Raw genomic sequence first — 18620 nt, 5'->3', positions numbered from 1 at the left:
ATAAAGACTTTTGGAGACAGCCATGGCCTGTTTGCTACCATCCGGAAAATGGAAACAACTCCAATAAATAAAACGATGATTTCCGCAAATAATGCAGAAAAATTATATGCCCCGTCGAAGAGTCACCCTAAAAAGGGATCACGCATCTGTTCCGCCCTGCTTTTTTCCTTCCGGTTGCTTATGCCGGTTGGGCTTATGCCGGGAATGCTGCGGACGTCCGCCTTCGCTCTTTTTTTGTTGCGGCTGCGGCGGCTGTTTTGCAGGCTGCTGCTGTTTGGGATGTTGCTTCTGCCCGGTAGCCTGTGAGCGTTGTTGCTGCTGTTGATTTTTCTTTTGCTGGCGCTTTTTCCTGTCGGCCCGTTCCAGGCTCCGCAAACTGATCTGGCCTACCACATCCACAAACTCCGGCTCTACCTCTACCGGCTTGGAGCTGGTCACTTCCACCGGTTCCAGTTCCTCAGGCACAATGTTCTGGCGGTTCTGCGATTTGATCTTGCGGACCCTTTCAATGGTCAGCGGGTATTGCTTATTGCTATCTGGCAGCGAATACCACATCAGGTTTTTAAAGATATCTTTTTTTATCAGGAAGGCATTCCCCTTCGCAACCTGGAGATGGTCACAATCATTCGGAAATCCCTGAAGCGCATCCAGATAGGTGTCCAGTTCATAATTCAGACAACATTTGAGGCGGCCGCATTGTCCGCTTAGCTTGGTTTGATTAATGGAGAGGTTTTGATAGCGGGCAACCGTAGTATTTACGGATTTAAAATCGGTTAACCAGGTGGAGCAACAAAGCTCCCGGCCACAGCTCCCGATCCCTCCTACTTTACCGGCTTCCTGCCGGGCACCGATCTGGCGCATTTCCACCTTTACTTTAAATTCCTGGGCATATACTTTGATCAGTTCCCTGAAATCCACACGGCCATCGGCAATATAGAAGAAAGTAGCTTTGCGGCCATCTGCCTGCATCTCTACCTGGCTGATCTTCATATTCAGGTTCAGCTGTTTGGCTATTGCCCGGCTGCGGATCACAGCTTCCGGCTCCCGGTCTTTATTGATCCGGCGCTGGTCCAGATCCCGCTCTGTGGCTATGCGCAGCACTTTTTTCATGTCGGGGTTCTCTTCTTTTACCCCGTATTTCTTCATTTGCAACCGTACAATTTCTCCTGTAAGGGAAATCTCCCCTACATCAAAACCACTGACACCTTCCACGGTCACCAGGTCTCCTTTTTCAAATAACTGTAACGTTGTATTCCGGTAAAAGTCCTTCCGGGTGCCTTTGCTAAAGCTTATTTCGACAACATTGCACTGATCTTCTGTGTTTGCCATCGGAAGATTACGCAGCCAGTCGTAGGTATTCATCCTGTTACAACCACCCGTACTGCAACCGCCATTACTTTTACATCCATTTGGTTTTCCACCAGTGGCGGTACCGCAACTTGAACAACCCATTCTAAATTTTTTATAGGGAGGGTAACCGAGCTCTGTGCACTTTTGATGTACCATTATACCAGGCCAAACAAACGTATTGGTCTTAAAAAAGCAACAATAACCGTCAGAATCGACCGGTTATAATATATCTGGCTAATAAGCGGCAAAAATCCGATTCACGGAAACGCACAAAAACATCAACACCCCATTTGTTACAAAAAAAATCAATTCCTCCTCCTACCCAACACCTCATTCACTCAAAAATACGATTTTGTCTTTAATGATATGATAAATTTTAATGGTCAGTGCCATGAACAGCATTTTGCTGTTGGCGTTCCGCTCAATATAATAGGCGGCATTGTCCAACTCTGCAATAATGGCTTCCTGCTGCTCCATCCCGGTGATCTTGTTAAAACGTGCTGCAAAATCCCGGTCTTTTTCCGGATGTCCTTCACCGGCCTGCTCCATTACCTGCATTTTGAGCGCCAGTTGCAGGAGGTGGTTAAAATACTGAAGGAACTGCTTTTGTTTTTCCCGGCCCAGCTTACTGATCTCGTCTACCCACTTCGACTGAGCCACCGGCCCGGTTTTCATGATCGCATTCAGCCAGTCGCGCAGCAGCTCCTGCCAGTCTTCATCCGCATGCTGGATCATTTGCAAGGCCATATGATAATTTCCCTGGCTTACCGCTGCAATGCGGGCGGCTGCTTCCGGGGCAGCACGGTTGAGCCCGGTGAGGGCGGTCTCTATCTCTTTATCTTCAAGCAGCGGCACTTTTATGAGCTGAACCCGGCTGAGGATGGTGGCCAGTATCTGGCTTTCATTTTCTGCCACAAACAGGAATACGGTGTTTGGTGGCGGCTCCTCGATCAGTTTCAGCAACTTATTTCCCTCATTTCCCAAATACTCCGGCAGCCACATCACCAGTACCTTATACTCACTTTCAAAGCTCTTTAAATTCAGCTTTTTTATAATATCATTGCACTCCTGCGCCGTTATATTTCCCTGTTTATTTTCTGCGCCGATAAATTGCAGCCAGTCGTAAGCATTGCCATAGGGATAACTTTTTAAAAACTCCCGCCACTCCGTAATATAATCGGTGCTGATGGGGGGAGTACCGGTTTTTTTGGTTACAACCGGATAACTGAAATGAATATCCGGGTGCGCAAAGGCGGCGGCTTTGATGCACGACGGGCAGGTACCGCAGGAGTCGTAAGAGAGCGCATCCGGCTGAGGAGCAGGAATTTCGTCTCCAAAGAGCGAGGGGCCCGCAGCCACGGCAAGTGGTCTGCTGATACGTTCGCAAACAATATATTGTGCAAATGCCAGCGCCAGCGCCAGCGCCCCACTGCCTTCTTTTCCTAAAAACAAAATTGCATGCGCCAGCCGGTTCTCCTTCATTAACTCGGGAAGCTCTTTTTTCAACACCTGCTGGCCGATAACCTCCTTGAATTGCATAGGAAACAAACCTACGTAAAATTTCCCACTCGTTTTAATGTGAGCAACACGTGTACTCTCAATTGCCGCGGTCTTATGCGGGTGCCGTTGTTTGCTCACGGAGGCCACGGAACAGCACAGGCCCGCTGCAAAAATCTGTGACTTCTGTGAGCCCCCTGCGGAAAACCTTACTCCACTTTCAAATACATTGCTGCTAATTTCCGTAAACATACACCTCAGCGATGCTCGAGAACGGCACGCGGTAGCTTTCTGTAACCACCAGCTTCAAATAACGCCCGGTGATATTGGAAGTGGAATTAATGGTAAGCTTATCGCTTGCGGTAGATGGATATACGCCGGTACCGATGAGGGTCCAGCTGGGCGATGCGGCATTACTGTCGTTCCCCAGGTACACCAGGACCGTTTTGGCATCCGTATTGCCTGGTCTCCTGTATATTTCGAGATACGCTACTTTTTTAGGCGTGCTCATATCAATGACCGCCCAGTGGGGTAATGGTGTGTTAGACGGATCCCACTGAGAATGCCAGTAGCTTCCCAGATCTCCGTCTAACAAAGTGTTTTTACCGCCGCCGTCGCTTGCTGTTTCGTCAGACACGGCCAAAACACTCCATTCATCCCGGTTATACAGATAGGTGTCGGGGAAAGGAGTCGTATGGGTTATCCATTCGGTGTAAAAAGTATCTATGGACTCTGATTCCGGAATATAGAGCGACCGGTGCTCAAATGTGGTTGCCGCTTTTACGTCGATGTTAATATTAAAGTCTCCTGCCGGCATCCGGACGATATGCTGGCTGCCGTCTTTGCCGGTATATTTTATTTCTGTAAAGATCATTCCCTGCGGGGCCGCATACCATTCTATTGCCCCTTCCACATCGGTCAGTACCAGGTCCTTTACCCGCCGGTTGAGCAGGGAGCCTGCGTAGAGGTCCCCGTAAGAAGAACCAAACTGGGTATATAACAATGACTTATTACTAAAATTATCTACAGAATAGATATCGAATGAATATGTTTTTTCAGCCATGTTGCCGAGATCGGCTTCAATGGAATCCCGCCCTTTATTAAACTGCACCGGGATCACCAAAGAATCCATATGATTATTCCACAACACCACAAGTTCTTTTACATTCACTCCATTATACATCCACAACCGCATCTTTAACCGTCCTTTTCCGGGGATGAAGGCAACCGAATCGGGCTTGGGAGCATATACGATTTCCCCTTCCTTTATATATTCCTTATGAACATCTGTGTACTTATCACAGGAATAAGTGATTGCTGCAAGCACCAGCAGGATGCAAAAGCTATATAGATTTTTCATACACATATTTTATTTTGGCTCACCATAAAAATCCACATCCGCCGGATGGGTAAATGTTGTTCCTCCCCAGGTAGACCGGATAACGATCCGTATATACCGCATCGGGGGCTGATCCAGTCCAAAAACAAACTCATGCCCGTTTTCAGCAACCCGCAGATCCTCATCGGTTACCGTACCGCCAGAGGACCCCGAGGGCTTCACAATCTCGCCGCTCATGATCTTGGTCCACTCGCTCCAGTCGCCGCTTTGCGAGGGTTTGTCCACGCGGCCATACACATCAAATTCCCTGGGATTACCCCAGTTGTAGTAAGAGCTGGAGAAGTTTCTTTGAAAGATCACGATGCGGCTGATCTTCGCCAACCCCGCAAGGTCAACGGTAAAGGGCGCCGGCAGTGAGTTGGCGGGAGAGTGTCCGAAAGTATTGTGGTCATCATCAATAATATAACCATCCATTCCTTCCCAGTTGGTAAAGTTCTGATCGTTGGCCAGCTTCATTACCGTCATCCTCGATTTATTTAGTTTTGCTTCAAACAGTGGTGTTACCTGGCCTGATGGAGGCATGAGGGAATCCGACCGGTTACCGTAATTGTCCTTGATTACCACACTGAATTTCCGGGGCACCGGCGCATAGCCCCGGATGCTTTGAATAGCAGAATCGGAATTGGACGTGATCACACGTACCAACTGCATCCTGCCCAGGGAATCCGGGGTAAAAAATTCAAAAGTAAGGGGCGACCGGAACTCATTCTTCCAGCGGTACTGGGCCCCTCCGAAATCACTGATGATGCTCACTGTTTTAATGGTCTTGCTGATCGGCGATTCCTGCGGCTGCACCTGTACTTTTACGGGATCGGACAGTTCCTGTGCCCTGTTTACCGTATATAAGCTTACTTCATGCGGCTCAAGATCATTGAAGCCCATAACATTCAGCTTGTTTTCATAAAAGGAGGAAGAGGATTCAAACTGTTTCCCGTTGGAAACGGTGTACACCGCTTTCACACCTAGTATATCTTCCTGGTTCGGGATCTTGTAGCTGATCAACGCCCCCCCGGGTAAATTCTGAACACTTATCTCCGTTACCGGCTGCGGTTTTCCCAGGCTTTCGGAAATGGGTTCATTTCCTGTTTTGGTACACGCAGCAAAGAGGCTCACAATTAAAAGCAACAAAAAGAAATGACTTTTCATGATTACAAATATTAATAAATGATCACCACCCCGGATTTTGTACCAATTGCGGATTCCGGATTATATCGTCCAGCGGAATGGGCGCAAAATAGTCGCGTACAGTAAACTTCTGTGTATAGATGGTGGTTACCGCATAATACTCTTCTGCTACAGAAGCATATACATTCCATCCCTGAATGGGCCTGTTTTGTTCCCGGACAGCCGTTTTCCACCGGCGGCTGTCCCAATAGTACGACGATTCACAGGCCAGCTCGATCTTTCTTTCCTGCTGGATGATCTCCCGCATCCCTGCCTTTGTTGTTGGCTTTTGCGGCTGATTGGAGTAGTTGCTCCAGCTTTCCAAAACACCTTGCAGACCCGCACGGATACGTATCTGGTCCACCACCTGGTACACTTCCGCATCTGGTGCCGTTTTGGATTCATTAAGTGCTTCGGCATACAGCAGCAACAGGTCCGCGAACCGCATGTCCGGATAAGGATAGGTTTCTTCCGATACGCTGTTCGCGTCTCTCCAGGTGGTATTCATGGATACCAGTTTCTTTGGCCAATAGCCGGTAGCATTGTATTCTCCCGGGTTGAATACAGAGGAGTATTCCCCAAAACGGTTCCTGGGGTAACGGGCCTCGATATCGTTTTCCGGAAGATTGTCGTAATGGTTTCCATACCAGCGGCCGCGGTCAAAGCCCAGAGTGGCATAATACCGGAGTTCCCTGTCAAAATTCAGCAAAGCCGTGGTTTCTCCTTTGGCGATCAGAACATTATGTGCATCATCTCCGATCCTTGTATTGTAGCGGGTAGCATAGGGATAGGTCTTATCTTCATTAATGGGCACTCCTTTATCAGAGTAAAATGTTTCTACTGTTGAAAGGGGTATGCTTAAGGTACCGGTGTTGGACGAAGGTGTTGAGGTTCCCTGCTCAAACCGGGTAATGGCCGCGATCTGGTAGCCCCAGTTTGCCGGGTAAGAAGAATTGCCCCAAATGATCTCCGGATTCCACTTTTGTGTTACTGCGCTCCTCAGCGTGTTGATCAGAAGTGTGGTATCTGAAGTGGTTTTGGAACTAACCGCCAGAAAATCGGATTTCTGATATAGTCTTATCCCTGCTTCCGTACAAATATCAATGGCTTCCTTACATGCTGTAGCGGCCGCTTCCCACCGGGATGCATCATAGGTCTGGTTGAAAAATGGTTCGTTGTTTTGATTTACGAAACCGCTGTAATCTCCATTCCCGTTAAACAGGGGGCTGGCCCAATAGACGGACACCAGCGCTTTTAAGAAATGAGCCACCGGCAATGTAAACCGTCCGATCTCCGTAGCACGGTTCTCAATGACCTTTGGAAGCGCATTGCTTTTGATCGCTTCGTCCAGCAGTTCCAATACATATTTAAAGCAGTCATCAATTTTTTCGCGGTACACCCGGATACCCTCGGTAGATTCATTCACCGGCGTGTTGGTCTTTAACGGACAAATAGGCCCGTAATACTTGATGAGGTAAAAATGATAATAAGCCTTTACCACTTTGATCTCGGCTTTCATGCGCTCTTTTTCATATTTGTTCAGATCCTGAACACCGTCAATGCGCTCCAGAAACGTATTGCAATCCCGGATACCGGCATACAGCGACCGGATAAATTCTCCTTTGGAGCCCCAGTAGTCGATCAGATTTTGTGTGGAGCTGTTCTCCCCCAACGCTGCCTGCATGCCCCCCTGGCTTCTCCGGTCCTTGTTCAGCGTGATCTCAAAAGCACCCAGCATGCCAGGATTCTCATTCCATCCCGCCGATTTCGGGATCCCCCAGTAACAGGTAGCCAAAAATTTTGTGGCGTTGTACCGGTCAGAAAAAGCATTATCCAGTGTTGCTACGTTGTCCGGAACCACATCAAGAAACTTGCCACAGGAGCCGGTTGCGGACGCCAGCAATACAAAAACCAGCAGCTTCATAAAAAAGTTCTTCATGATTGATCGTATTTATTAAAACCCAAGATTTAAACCAAAATTGTATACTTTCTGTATCGGATATCCAAGCCCTTCGCCCGCCATTTCGGGGTCCCATAGCTTAAAGGAGCTCCAGGACAGCAGGTTGAGCCCGCTGAAATAAACCCTCAGGTTGGCGATGCGATACCGCTGCAGAAATGATTTCGGAACAGTGTACCCCACTTCTGCAGATTTCATTCTCAGGAACCCGGCATTTTGCATGAACCAGGTGCTTGTCTGGTAGTTGTTATTGAGGGCGTAATTTGACAACCGGGGCCAGATCGCATAAGGATCGCGGTTGGATTCGGACCAGTAGCTTTCCGCAAAAACCTTCAGTACGGAATTTTGCCCGATCCTTCCGTCATTTGCATCTCCGTCCAGGAAGGGAGCCACATTTTGCATATTGAACCAGAACGATTGCCGGGCCGATCCCTGGAAGAACACGGACAGGTCAAAGCCCTTATAACCTATGGAGGTGCCAAACCCATAAATGATCTCCGGTGTGGTCGGATGGCCAATGGGTACCATATCCAGTCCATTGATCTTGCCATCCCCATTTACATCATGGTATTTGATATCGCCGGCGCTGTAGGCTCCAAAGGTTTGCAACGGTGAATTCTTTACTTCCAGTGAGTCGATAAACAAACGGTCGGCCACATAGCCCCATACCTGGCCGATGGGATGGCCCACCCGAGAGTTCCAGGGCGTGTTGGAATAGTCCGGCTCTTCCCATTTCAACACCTTATTGGTGGCATAGGTAAATGTTCCCCTTCCGCTCACCCACAAGCCATTGCTGAAGGTTTTATCATAATTCAGTTCCACATCCACGCCCTTTCCTTCCGCTTCACCCAGGTTCGCCTTCACATCCGGTATAATGCCCATCGTAGAAGGAATGATACGGCCAAGCAGGATATTCTTCCGCCGCTCCTTATACACTTCGATAATGGACGAAAACCCGTTCACCATATTTATTTCAAGCCCCAGGTTGGCCTTATAGGCCGTTTCCCACCCGATCTGGTCATTGGCGTACCGGTTCACCCGGATGCCGCCAGGGTTCTCATTCATATTGATCCCCCAGTTTACCAAATAAGGTGCATAAAGATTTACATCGGATAAATAGTAAAACCGGTCCAGGTAACTGCCAATGGCATCGTTGCCTACCATCCCGTAAGACCCCCTCAGCTTCAGCTGCTTGAATACGGAAGTAAGCGGCTCAAAGAATTTTTCATTGGAAAGCATCCATCCCCCGCTGATGGAGGGGAAGAAACCCCAGCGGTTGTTGACCGCAAACCGCTCAGATGCATTGTAGCCAAAGTTCAGCTCTGCAAAATACCGGGTATCATAGTTGTAGGCAAAGCGGCCTGCAAGGCCCACATTCCTGCTGGGCAGCGACATCTGCAGGTTCTCTGCGATGCCCTTTTTTTCCTGGCGGATCGTGAACACCAGCAGGTCGTTGATGGAATGCTTTCCAAAGCTGCCATTGTATTCAACAGCGCTTTCGGAATAGAATACATTATTGATAAACCGCTGACCGGGCATGTAATTGATGGTTTCTGTACCCGATGTAGGATTCAGTCTTCTTAATGTATAGGTATCATTGACGAGATCAAAGGACTTCAGGTTATAATAAAAAGGGAAATAGGCCCGGGTAACATTGTATTCCGAGAACCGGTCAAAATTGATCAGGGTGCGTGCCGTCAGTCCTTTTAAAATAGCTTTCAGGTTCTGCTTGAACTCAAAGGTCACAAACATGGTATTCTTGCTGTAGTCCCGGTAACCTCTCAGGACCTCCGCATAGGGGTTCAGGTAGTTTGCATTATCAACATTGCCAAAAAGGATATGCTTGGCATAAGCAAATGCGGAATCGGGTGCGTAGTATGGCTTAAACCATACCGGGTTTGTTTGCATTACTTTCCGGTACATGGAAGCTCCCCCATCGATGGGACCGGTATAATCGTCAAAGGTCGATGCGAACCGGGTGATCATTTCTGTGGTCTTTGTCAGGTTCACGTTGATATTCGTCCGGAACTGGTACTTCATCAGCTTGATGTTGGAGTTAAAATTGTTCCGCTTGTCTACGATCAGATTCCCATTATCCTTGGTTACACTGGCGCCCACATAATACCGGGCCACACTTCCCCCGCCCCGTAAACTTAAATTCACCCGGTTGTTCATGATCTGATCCCGGAACATGGCTTTATTCCAGTCCGTGGCAGGGTAAATATCCGAATGCATGCCCCGTTCGGTCATGGTGATCTTTTCTTCGGAATAAATAGCAAGACCAAGCGGATCTCTTGTTTTAACCGCTTCATTTTGCATGCGCATAAACGTAACCGGGTCGGCAATTTCCACTTTTCTTGTTGGGGAGGACAATGAGCTTTCCAGCCTTGCGCTGAGCTGCACCTTTCCTTCCCGGCCTTCTTTGGTGGTTACCAGTATCACTCCATTGGCACCTCTTGCACCATAGAGCGATGTAGCGGTGGCATCTTTCATAATGCTGAAGCTGTTAATATCATCCGTATTGAGCCGTGCCAGGTCGTCCGGTCCCAGCTCAATACCGTCGATCAGGATGAGGGGATCTTTTTTTGCATCTGCGCCAAAAGTGGTGATCCCCCGTATAAAGAAGTTGGCATTGTCATTGCCCGGCTCTCCGCTCCGCTGGTACGATATCATTCCCGCCACACGGCCGGCAAGCGCGGCTGTAAGATTGCTGCTGGGGATCTTCAGCTCTTCGGGTTTGATGGTTGTTATCGATCCCAGTACGCTCGCTTTTTTCTGCCGGGAATAAGCCACTACCGAAACCTCATTCAAGCTTCCCACTTCCCCTTCCATAATGATGGTCATCGGTTTCGTATCGGCCACGAATACCGTTTTTGACTTGTACCCAACAAAAGAAAACTCCAGGCTGTCATACAGGCTGGCCCGGATATTAAATTCGCCTTTTGTATTGGTAATGACCGCGTTGGTGCTTCCCTTGATACTTACCGATACACTGGACATAACAGATCCCGTCTTGTCCTGCACTGTACCGCGTACCAGCAGTGTTTTACCCGAAGTTTCCGTAGCAACAGCTGTTTCAGGAGCATCCGTTGCCGGTTTGAAAATAAAAACACCATTGTCCTGTTTCAGATACTGCACCTTTTGTCCGGCAAGCACTTGCCTGAGCGCCTCCTCAATGGTTGCATCCTTTAAACTCAGTTGCACGGTTTTATCATAATCTAAAAACCCTTCACCGTAAATAAACCGTGCAGCAGACTGACTTTCGATGATCTTTAAAGCTTCTTTTACCGTTTTATTGCCGTCAACAGAGATGCCTTTGTTTTGCGCCAACAACGACGATGAAAGTAGCAGCAATAGAATCGCCGGCAACAGTAAACGCTTACTCAAATAAATTCCACCCAGGCAGCGGGTGCTCTTATTTTTAAACATGAGTCAGTTTTTATTTAAAAAAAATCTATCTAACCAATCGTTTGTGAAGGGAGGATCCGTTTAATTTCTTAAACAAATCAATAAGATACCATGATGGTCCCGACGATACCAGGATCACCCGATCATAAAATACATTTCCCTGTAAGCCGGGTCACTATTTGCCAGTGACCGGCTAAATAACCTTTTATGCCCAAAAGCTATTGTCAGCAAAAAGTTGGATCAACTTTAAAATTGAAAATAGAATCCGGCAATGCAATCTGTAAATATGGCCTTAACAGATAAAGCGATACAATCGTCCTTTGGTTTAGTAATAAAAATACAATAACCAAATATAAATTACTTTTTGAAAAAACGAAAAAAATTTCGCGGATGGATAAAAAAAATTATACCCGCTATATTTTAGTGCGCCTCATATAAAAACAAAGATGCCTCTCGGGGGCAGATGGGCAAAAACAGGGATTCATGATAAATGACGATCTTTGCATCCTAAAACAGTGTGTATGAAAATAGAACAGATCTATACCGGATGCCTGGCGCAGGGAGCTTATTATATTTCATCAAAAGGAGAGGCAGCTATCATTGATCCCCTGCGGGAAGTACAGCCCTATATTGACCGGGCGGCAAAGGACGGGGTTATCATCCGGTATATATTTGAAACCCATTTTCATGCGGATTTTGTGAGTGGCCACGTGGACCTGGCGGCAAAAACCGGCGCGCAGATCGTTCTTGGCCCTACCAACGCCCACCTGGGATATGATGCATATATTGCCGAAGACGGAGCACGCTTTCACATTGGCGATGTTACCATAAAAGTGCTGCATACACCGGGCCACACCCTGGAAAGCGCCGTTTATTTATTGATGGATGAAGCGGGAAAGGAAACTGCTATCTTCACCGGAGACACCTTATTTATCGGCGATGTAGGCCGGCCCGACCTGGCACAAAAAATAGCCGGAGATCTTACAAAAGAAAAGCTGGCAGGTCTGCTGTTCGATTCCCTGCGGAATAAGATCATGCCGCTGCCGGATGACCTGATCGTTTACCCCGCTCATGGCGCAGGCAGTGCCTGTGGTAAAAATATGAGCCGTGAAACATCGGACACCCTGGGGCATCAGAAAAAAGTGAACTATGCCCTGAATCCCCAGCTGACCCGTGAAGCGTTTATTGCTACCGTTACCGACGGTCTCACAGAGCCTCCTCAATATTTTCCGGAAAATGTAAAAATGAATATTGAGGGATACGACAGTGTTGATGAAGTGCTGGAACGGGGCAATCATGCGCTGGACCCGGATGCTTTTGAAGAAGCAGCCAACCACACCGGGGCCATTATGCTGGACACCCGTGCACCGCAGGACTTTGCAAAGGCCTTTATTCCCAACTCGATCAATATTGGCATCGATGGCAGCTTTGCCGTTTGGGTAGGTACCCTGATCCCTGATCTGAGGCAGGAGATCCTGATCATTGCCGATGAAGGCCGCGAAGAAGAAGTCGTTACACGACTGGCCCGCGTTGGTTACGATCACAGCATCGGCTACCTGAAGGGCGGCATGGAAGCATGGAAGAAGGCCGGAAAAGAAACCGACCATATTGAAAGCATTCCGGCAGACGCTTTAGCAGCTGTTGAAAATCCGCATATCATAGACGTACGCAAAGAGAGCGAGTACGATGCGGAGCACGTTGCGGGCGCAGAGAATCTGCCACTGGACTATATCAACCATCACATCGCTGCCATCGACCGGAACCAGCCGGTCTATGTGCATTGCGCCGGGGGATATCGCTCCATGGTTTTCTCCTCTATTTTAAAAGCACGTGGTTTTGACAATGTGGTTGATGTGCAGGGCGGCTTTAAAGCCATTAAAGATTCGGGGAAATTTAAGATAACAGATTTTGCCTGTCCCACTTCAAAAAAATAGACTTCCCCTGTAATGCAGTACCCTTAGAAGAGGTGGAGCTGTTCAAACCATTTTTGCACCGCCCTTGCTGTTGGTTATAACGCATCAAACAACTCCGGTCCTTCCTAAGGATGCATCATTTTTAATTGAAATATTTTGCTGTGTTGAAAAACCGCTTACTCCTTAGCTCGCCCGTTTATGCTGCAACAGCATATCCATTGCATGTTCGAGGGTACCCGCCGGGATCACTTCGCCGGCATTAACGAAGAAGATCTCGTCAGCGTTTTCGATCGTATTCAGCCGGTGGGCAATGATGATCTTTGTGGTGGTCTCCGGCAGCTTCTCCAGGATCTCCTCCAGGATCTTTTCGGTTACCGTGTCAATATTAGCGGTCGCTTCATCCAGGATCACGATCGGAGGTTTGCGTAGTACGGCCCGTATAAAGGCGATCAGTTGCTTTTGCCCCAGACTGACGGCATCTGCCGTACTTACCAGCCGGGTTTGCAATCCTTCATCAAACCGGGAGAGCAGGTCATTTAATCCTGCATCACCGATCGCCTGCAGCAGCTGTGCATCATCCAGCCCATACAATGCGGTGTTTCCATAAAGGATGTTTTCCCGGAGCGTTCCTGTAAATAAGAACGGTTCCTGTAAAATAAATCCGATCTCGCGGGTACGTTCTTCTGCGGTATAGGAACGGATATCCTGCCCGTTCAAAAGCACCATTCCTTCGGAAGGGTCATATAAACGTGCGATCAGCGCAGCCGTTGTGCTCTTTCCTCCCCCTGTAGGCCCCACCAGCGCGTAGGTTTTGCCGCGCTGCATATTAAAGTTAATGCCATGCAGCACGTTCTTACCACCGGGATACCTGAAGGAAACATCCTTAAAGGTCATAACGGTATCTGATGCCGGGGCCATGGCAGCCTTTTTATCCGTTACCGGCAGATTCGATCGCCGGGAAAGGATCACAGAGATCCGATCCCAGGCCGCCAGCGCTGTTTGAAAGCTGGCCCACAATGCAGCCAGCTCGCGCAGCGGCCGGTAAAAAAGCTGCACATAGGTCATAAAGCTGATCAGCAGACCCAGTGTAAACTGCCCGTTAAGGATCAGGTAAATACCCAGTCCCAGCACCAGTAGCTGGGCCAGGTTGGAAAAAAAGCCGAACACGGGCGTAAACAGGCTGTTGGCAACACCGGAACTTACCGCTGTTTTATAACTGATTTCGTTGGCTTTTTGAAAACGTTCCCGGAAATAATCGCGCCGGTTAAAAGCAATAATGGTTTTAAAATTATGCAACCCCTCCTGTACATTGGCGCTCAGTCCGCCGTTGGCCTTTAAACTGGCCGCGTTCTTTTTCTTTACCCAGGGAGAAACCAGCAGTACAAAAAGCAGGATCAGCACAGCAGGCAACAATGCCGCCGCACCCAGCTTCCAGTGAATAGATAATACAAACACCGCTACCCCGATCATGGAAAAGATACTGTCCATAAACCGCATCAGCGACTGGGAAAAAAACTGGTTCACCGTATCTGTATCGTTATTGATCCGTGAGATCAGGTCACCGGAGCGGTTGCTGTTAAAAAAAGCAACCGGCAATTGCTGTAGCTTATTAAACACCTCGTTCCGCAGCAGATACAGCATGCGCTGCCCCACACTCCCCATCAGCTTGGCCTGCAGGTACTCGGTACCGGCCCACACAACATAGATACCCAGCAGCAATGCGCTGTATTGCATTAAAGGTCCATATTGCTTTTTAAGGATAAAATGATCCACAATATACCCGATCAGGTAGGGTGTCAGCATGGTAATACCTGCATTCAGCATCATTACAAAAAAAGCGGCCAGGAGGCTCTTTTTTTCTCCCCTCATAAACCGGAACATCTTGCGCAATGCCGCGCCTGCAGAACTCTTTTGTTCTGTGTCCAGGTTATAATCCGTTTGCTCATCCCCGTGTTGCTCCTGCATTTTATTTACGCTTCTGTTGTTTGATAATTGTTCAGGCTTTGCTGGCTCTGCAGGATCTGGTTGTATTCGGGATTGGTCTGCAGCAATTGTGCATGGGTGCCCATCGCCACCAGCTCCCCTTCCATCAGCAGGATGATTTGCTCATAGTCTTCCACCGGTTCCAGGTTCTGGGTAATGGAAACAACGGTAATGCCGGGATAATGCTCCGCTACGTTCTTCCATATCCGTTGCTCGGTGTTCCGGTCTACCCGGGCAGTAAATTCGTCCAGCAATAAAATTTTCGGATTGCCGGCCAGCGCCCGCGCCAGCATGATCCGCTGCTTCTGCCCGCCCGACAGGCTGAGACCCCGCTCAGCTACCTCGGTATCCAGCCCCCGGGGAAGGGTAGCTACAAAATCAGAGAGTTCTGCCGTGCGTACCGCTTTTTGCAAGGCTTCTTCCGAAACGCCGGCGTTGAAGGCGATGTTTTCCCGTAGGCTCATATTAAAAATAATAGCATCCTGGAATACCAGGCCAATCTGCCGGAGCAGCACTTCCTGGTTATAAGTTTCCAAAGGGATGTCGTCGTAATAGATCGCCCCCTCCTGTGCCCTGATCAATGTGGTTAATGCATAGAACAATTGTGTTTTGCCTGCAGCCGTTGGCCCGATGACGGCCGTACGGGAACCCGCCTTCACACGGAACGAAATATTGTCCAGTGCTTTTTTTTCACCAAAGAGCACGGTCAGCCCTTTTACCTCAATGTTCCCTTCCAGCTGCCGCTCAACACTACCCCCCGTTTCCGTATCGGGAGCATGAAGTACCTGATAGATGCGGCCATAGGAAGCCGACGAGCGTGCAATCAGGTTGCTCATAAATCCGATCAGCAAAATGGGGAAGATCAGGATGGCAATGTAGCTGTTAAAGGCCGCAAATTCCCCCATGGTCATAGAGCCTTCGATGGCATAATATCCGCCAACCGCTACTACCGAAAGTATCGCCAGGTTGGCCGTAAATACAATGATCGGGATCAGCGTGGCAAACAGCTTCAGGATGGAAAGTCCGAGATTTTTTGCCTCGCCGCTGGCTTCCATGAACTTGTTGTATTCCTGGAACTGCGCGTTCAGCACCCGGATCAGCGCCGCACCCAGGATGGATTCATTGATGGTTTTATTCAGCTTATCGATCACCTCCTGCGACCGCCTGAAAAGCGTTCTTATTTTCCTGAAAACAAAGATAAAGGCAAGCCCTATGATGGGGATCACGCAGAGCACGATCAACCCCAGCCGCCAGTTGATGCTGAGCAGCAGGACTGCCGTGCCCACGATCAGCACCACAGACGATATGATGTTGACAATGGCCTGCGACACGAACATCTTTACCGCATTCACATCCGAGGTAATATTGGTGAGCAGTTTATTTGGACCGGTATCCTGAATAAATGCATGTGTTTGCCTTGAGATCTTGTCAGCCAGCTGTGTTCGCAGGTCCCGGGCTACTTTTTCTGAAACATATGCCTGTACCAGGCTCTGGCAATACGTAAGCGCCAGGATCAGCACCGATGCACCTGAAAAGTAAAGCACCAGCCGCCGCATCTCAAAGCGCTGATGCGAAAAATCATCAATAGCCGATTGTATCAATTTGGGGATCACAAGATTTAACCCATTGCTGAACAATGCCAGGATCAGTAATACAAAAACAAGCCTCCTGTAGGGCTTTAGCATGGCAAACATGCTGGGCTTTACTGTTTTATGGACGTCTGCTGTTTTCTGTGTCATATACTTTTACACGCGGGGGATGATACACCGGACCCGAACTGCCTTTATTGAAAACGAACGATGCACCGTTTTACTTTAAATTTTTAAAAACAATGCAACACCCGTCTTGTTCAAAGGTACAGGCCCCGGATTGCGAAATTAGAAATAAAGCCACAGAAACAGGAATGCGCTGCCTGTAAAACCGCTGCTTGGTATGAACTCCTGCACTTTTGCGTGCAATAAAGGCACTGCAATCAGTTGCGGATTTCTCTTCGCATAAAGCGATGGTAGGCCAGCGCAAAACAAAGCAGGGTTGCTGCCAGCAGGCCGCATAGCTGAGGCCATACAATTAAAAGGCTTTCCCTGAGCGAAAGCGGAGCGGGAATGGCACCGGACATCTGTTCCATCGACAACGGCCCCAGGCTCCTTACCGAAGGCATGAGGAGGGTGGTGGTACCGTCTTCATACAGCTGACTGGGAACCAACCTCATAAAGGTCATGATGGTATGATTATAACCGGCCACCTCCTCCGGCAAAAGCAATGCCGGGTCAGGTAAAAGGGCCTTGATCACAAGACTCATGATCATCTGGTAAAAAACGGTAAAGAACAGCCAGATACCAATGGCCGTTAGTGCGGAAGTTGCGGCCTGTTTAAAAATTACAGAGAGCAGGATGGAAAGGTTCAGCCAAAATCCAATATATACAATGGTGAGTACAATGAAACAAAGAATGCGCAGGAACTCCTGTGGTTCCATACGAACGCCGGTAATAATGAGCCCGCCGCCGATCATCAGCAAACCCAGCGATAAAAAAAGCGCGCTGATGACCACGAGTGCGCCGGTGAATTTTGCCAGCAGCAGGTTATCCCGGTACACCGGCTGCGCCAGCAGGCGGATCAGTGTTCCGTTATTCTGTTCTGCATTGACCGCATCAAATCCGAGGCCAATGCCCAGCAAAGGCCCCAGGAAACCCACAAAAATGTGAAAAGGCGGCAGGGTGTTATCTGTGATCGTCAGCAGCTTCAGATACAGGAACAACCGGTCAGGATCCTCCACATTTGTGGTAGCCTTGTAAATATTGGACAGCGAAACATACATGGATCCTAAAAATGTAAGCAACACAATAGCCAGCAGTATGATAAACCGCCAGCTTCGTATATGATCTGCAATCTCTTTACGCACAATTACGGAAAACGGCCGGTCGCCGGTCTGTGCGCTCCGGCTACTTGCGTTTTCTGAAAAAAGACCTTTGAAATAAACCGCTGGATTTTTCACTGGAACTGTTTTCGTTTAAATTGGTTTCAAAATAACGTTCATAAATCTCATCCAGGCCATAAGAGCGGCGCCGGACATCCATAATGTCTACACCCTTATGAACAAGAAAGCGCACAATATCCGGTGTGATGTCTGCGCTGCCGGAGATCTGCAGAACCCGGTCATTTACCAGGACCTTTTTGATGGTTTCTATTTGTAGCAATGCCGTTTCAAGGTCTGCAGGAACCAGGTCTTTAACCGTTACTTCCACCGCAAAAGGTTCGCTGGCAAAGAGGTTCCCGGCCAGTGTATCAATATTGCCTTCGGCCAGCAACTTCCCGCCTACAAAAATGCCTACACGGTCGCAAACCTGTTGTACCTGGTGCAGATGATGTGAAGACAATAACACCGTTAGTCCCTGCTGCCGGCTCAGCTGCTTTATGAGCGCCAGAAAATCTTTTACCCCGCTCGGGTCGATCCCTAATGTTGGCTCATCCAGCACAATCACTTCCGGTTGCCGGATAAGTACATCGGCCAGGCCCAGCCGCTGTTTCATCCCCCGGGAAAAAGTAGCTGTTTTTTTATTCATAGCACCCGCCAGGCCCACATCCTCCAACATATCCCGGGCACGCTCTTTTACTTCGCCTTCCGGGATACCGTTCAGCCGGCCAATATATACCAGGTTTTCCAATGCGGTCATGTTGTTATAAAAACCAACATTATCCGGCATATATCCCACTTTCTTTTTTACGGGGATCGGGCTCTTGGTGGCATTAAACCCGCACACAACCGCCATCCCGGCACTGGGTTCGGTCAGTCCCAGCATCATCAATATCGTGGTAGATTTTCCTGCTCCATTTGGTCCCAGCAACCCAAAGATCTCTCCTTTGTAAATGGTCAGGTCCAGGTTGTCGACAGCCTTGAGCGAACGGTAACGCTTTGTTAACCCCTTCAGTTCAATGATCGGAGATTCCATGA

Annotated in this window: 11 protein-coding genes; 1 reads left to right on the top strand and 10 read right to left on the bottom strand. The window is 48.6% G+C overall.

Features of this window, described 5'->3' with window-relative positions:
* Nucleotides 1-138: 138 nt before the first annotated feature.
* The 6 genes from B160_RS0105770 to B160_RS0105745 form a co-directional block, all read right to left on the bottom strand.
* On the bottom strand, nucleotides 139-1452 hold the full coding sequence (locus tag B160_RS0105770; protein ID WP_026309561.1) for a PSP1 domain-containing protein: 1314 nt from the start codon (nucleotides 1450-1452) through the stop codon (nucleotides 139-141).
* A 228-nt stretch (nucleotides 1453-1680) separates the two neighbouring features.
* The gene (locus B160_RS0105765) at nucleotides 1681-2889 is read right to left on the bottom strand and encodes a DNA polymerase III subunit (RefSeq protein ID WP_018626935.1); all 1209 of its coding nucleotides are present in this window, start codon (nucleotides 2887-2889) and stop codon (nucleotides 1681-1683) included.
* Nucleotides 2890-3082: 193 nt separating this feature from the next.
* Entirely contained in the window at nucleotides 3083-4207 is a 1125-nt protein-coding gene (locus B160_RS0105760) for a DUF4998 domain-containing protein (RefSeq protein WP_018626934.1), read from the bottom strand.
* Between the two features lie 9 nt (nucleotides 4208-4216).
* A complete protein-coding gene (locus tag B160_RS0105755) occupies nucleotides 4217-5392 on the bottom strand; it encodes a DUF4959 domain-containing protein (RefSeq protein ID WP_018626933.1) in 1176 nt (391 codons plus the stop codon).
* Between the two features lie 22 nt (nucleotides 5393-5414).
* Nucleotides 5415-7349, bottom strand: a complete 1935-nt coding sequence (locus B160_RS0105750; RefSeq protein WP_018626932.1) for a RagB/SusD family nutrient uptake outer membrane protein — start codon at nucleotides 7347-7349, stop codon at nucleotides 5415-5417.
* Between the two features lie 15 nt (nucleotides 7350-7364).
* Nucleotides 7365-10796, bottom strand: a complete 3432-nt coding sequence (locus B160_RS0105745; protein WP_018626931.1) for a TonB-dependent receptor — start codon at nucleotides 10794-10796, stop codon at nucleotides 7365-7367.
* A 500-nt stretch (nucleotides 10797-11296) separates the two neighbouring features.
* Between B160_RS0105745 and B160_RS0105740 the strand changes: the two genes are divergently transcribed.
* Nucleotides 11297-12709, top strand: coding sequence for an MBL fold metallo-hydrolase (locus B160_RS0105740; RefSeq protein ID WP_018626930.1), 1413 nt, complete (start codon nucleotides 11297-11299; stop codon nucleotides 12707-12709).
* A 162-nt stretch (nucleotides 12710-12871) separates the two neighbouring features.
* Here the strand turns inward: B160_RS0105740 and B160_RS0105735 are convergent, their stop codons facing one another.
* The 4 genes from B160_RS0105735 to B160_RS0105720 form a co-directional block, all read right to left on the bottom strand.
* Nucleotides 12872-14653, bottom strand: coding sequence for an ABC transporter ATP-binding protein (locus B160_RS0105735; protein ID WP_018626929.1), 1782 nt, complete (start codon nucleotides 14651-14653; stop codon nucleotides 12872-12874).
* Nucleotides 14654-14658: 5 nt separating this feature from the next.
* Complete coding sequence (locus B160_RS0105730) at nucleotides 14659-16410, bottom strand: ABC transporter ATP-binding protein (RefSeq protein ID WP_018626928.1); 1752 nt, start codon at nucleotides 16408-16410, stop codon at nucleotides 14659-14661.
* A gap of 233 nt (nucleotides 16411-16643) precedes the next feature.
* Nucleotides 16644-17663 (bottom strand): ABC transporter permease, encoded by a 1020-nt coding sequence (locus B160_RS0105725; protein WP_018626927.1) that lies wholly within the window; start codon nucleotides 17661-17663, stop codon nucleotides 16644-16646.
* Nucleotides 17611-18618 (bottom strand): ABC transporter ATP-binding protein, encoded by a 1008-nt coding sequence (locus tag B160_RS0105720; RefSeq protein ID WP_018626926.1) that lies wholly within the window; start codon nucleotides 18616-18618, stop codon nucleotides 17611-17613. The genes B160_RS0105725 and B160_RS0105720 overlap by 53 nt, the downstream gene beginning before the upstream one ends.
* Nucleotides 18619-18620 lie beyond the last annotated feature (2 nt).

This window comes from Niabella aurantiaca DSM 17617 (assembly GCF_000374125.1).
Taxonomy (GTDB): Bacteria; Bacteroidota; Bacteroidia; order Chitinophagales; family Chitinophagaceae; genus Niabella; species Niabella aurantiaca.
Note: the sequence above shows the minus strand (reverse complement) of the source record. Positions and strands in the feature narration are given on the sequence as shown.

Bases quoted from the DNA above. Each gene is read 5' to 3' on its own strand.
- B160_RS0105740 (WP_018626930.1), top strand. From the start codon at position 11,297: ATGAAAATAGAACAGATCTATACCGGATGCCTGGCGCAGGGAGCTTAT.
- B160_RS0105755 (WP_018626933.1), bottom strand. From the start codon at position 5,392: ATGAAAAGTCATTTCTTTTTGTTGCTTTTAATTGTGAGCCTCTTTGCT.
- B160_RS0105735 (WP_018626929.1), bottom strand. From the start codon at position 14,653: ATGCAGGAGCAACACGGGGATGAGCAAACGGATTATAACCTGGACACA.
- B160_RS0105720 (WP_018626926.1), bottom strand. From the start codon at position 18,618: ATGGAATCTCCGATCATTGAACTGAAGGGGTTAACAAAGCGTTACCGT.
- B160_RS0105730 (WP_018626928.1), bottom strand. From the start codon at position 16,410: ATGACACAGAAAACAGCAGACGTCCATAAAACAGTAAAGCCCAGCATG.
- B160_RS0105765 (WP_018626935.1), bottom strand. From the start codon at position 2,889: ATGCAATTCAAGGAGGTTATCGGCCAGCAGGTGTTGAAAAAAGAGCTT.
- B160_RS0105745 (WP_018626931.1), bottom strand. From the start codon at position 10,796: ATGTTTAAAAATAAGAGCACCCGCTGCCTGGGTGGAATTTATTTGAGT.
- B160_RS0105760 (WP_018626934.1), bottom strand. From the start codon at position 4,207: ATGAAAAATCTATATAGCTTTTGCATCCTGCTGGTGCTTGCAGCAATC.
- B160_RS0105770 (WP_026309561.1), bottom strand. From the start codon at position 1,452: ATGGGTTGTTCAAGTTGCGGTACCGCCACTGGTGGAAAACCAAATGGA.
- B160_RS0105750 (WP_018626932.1), bottom strand. From the start codon at position 7,349: ATGAAGAACTTTTTTATGAAGCTGCTGGTTTTTGTATTGCTGGCGTCC.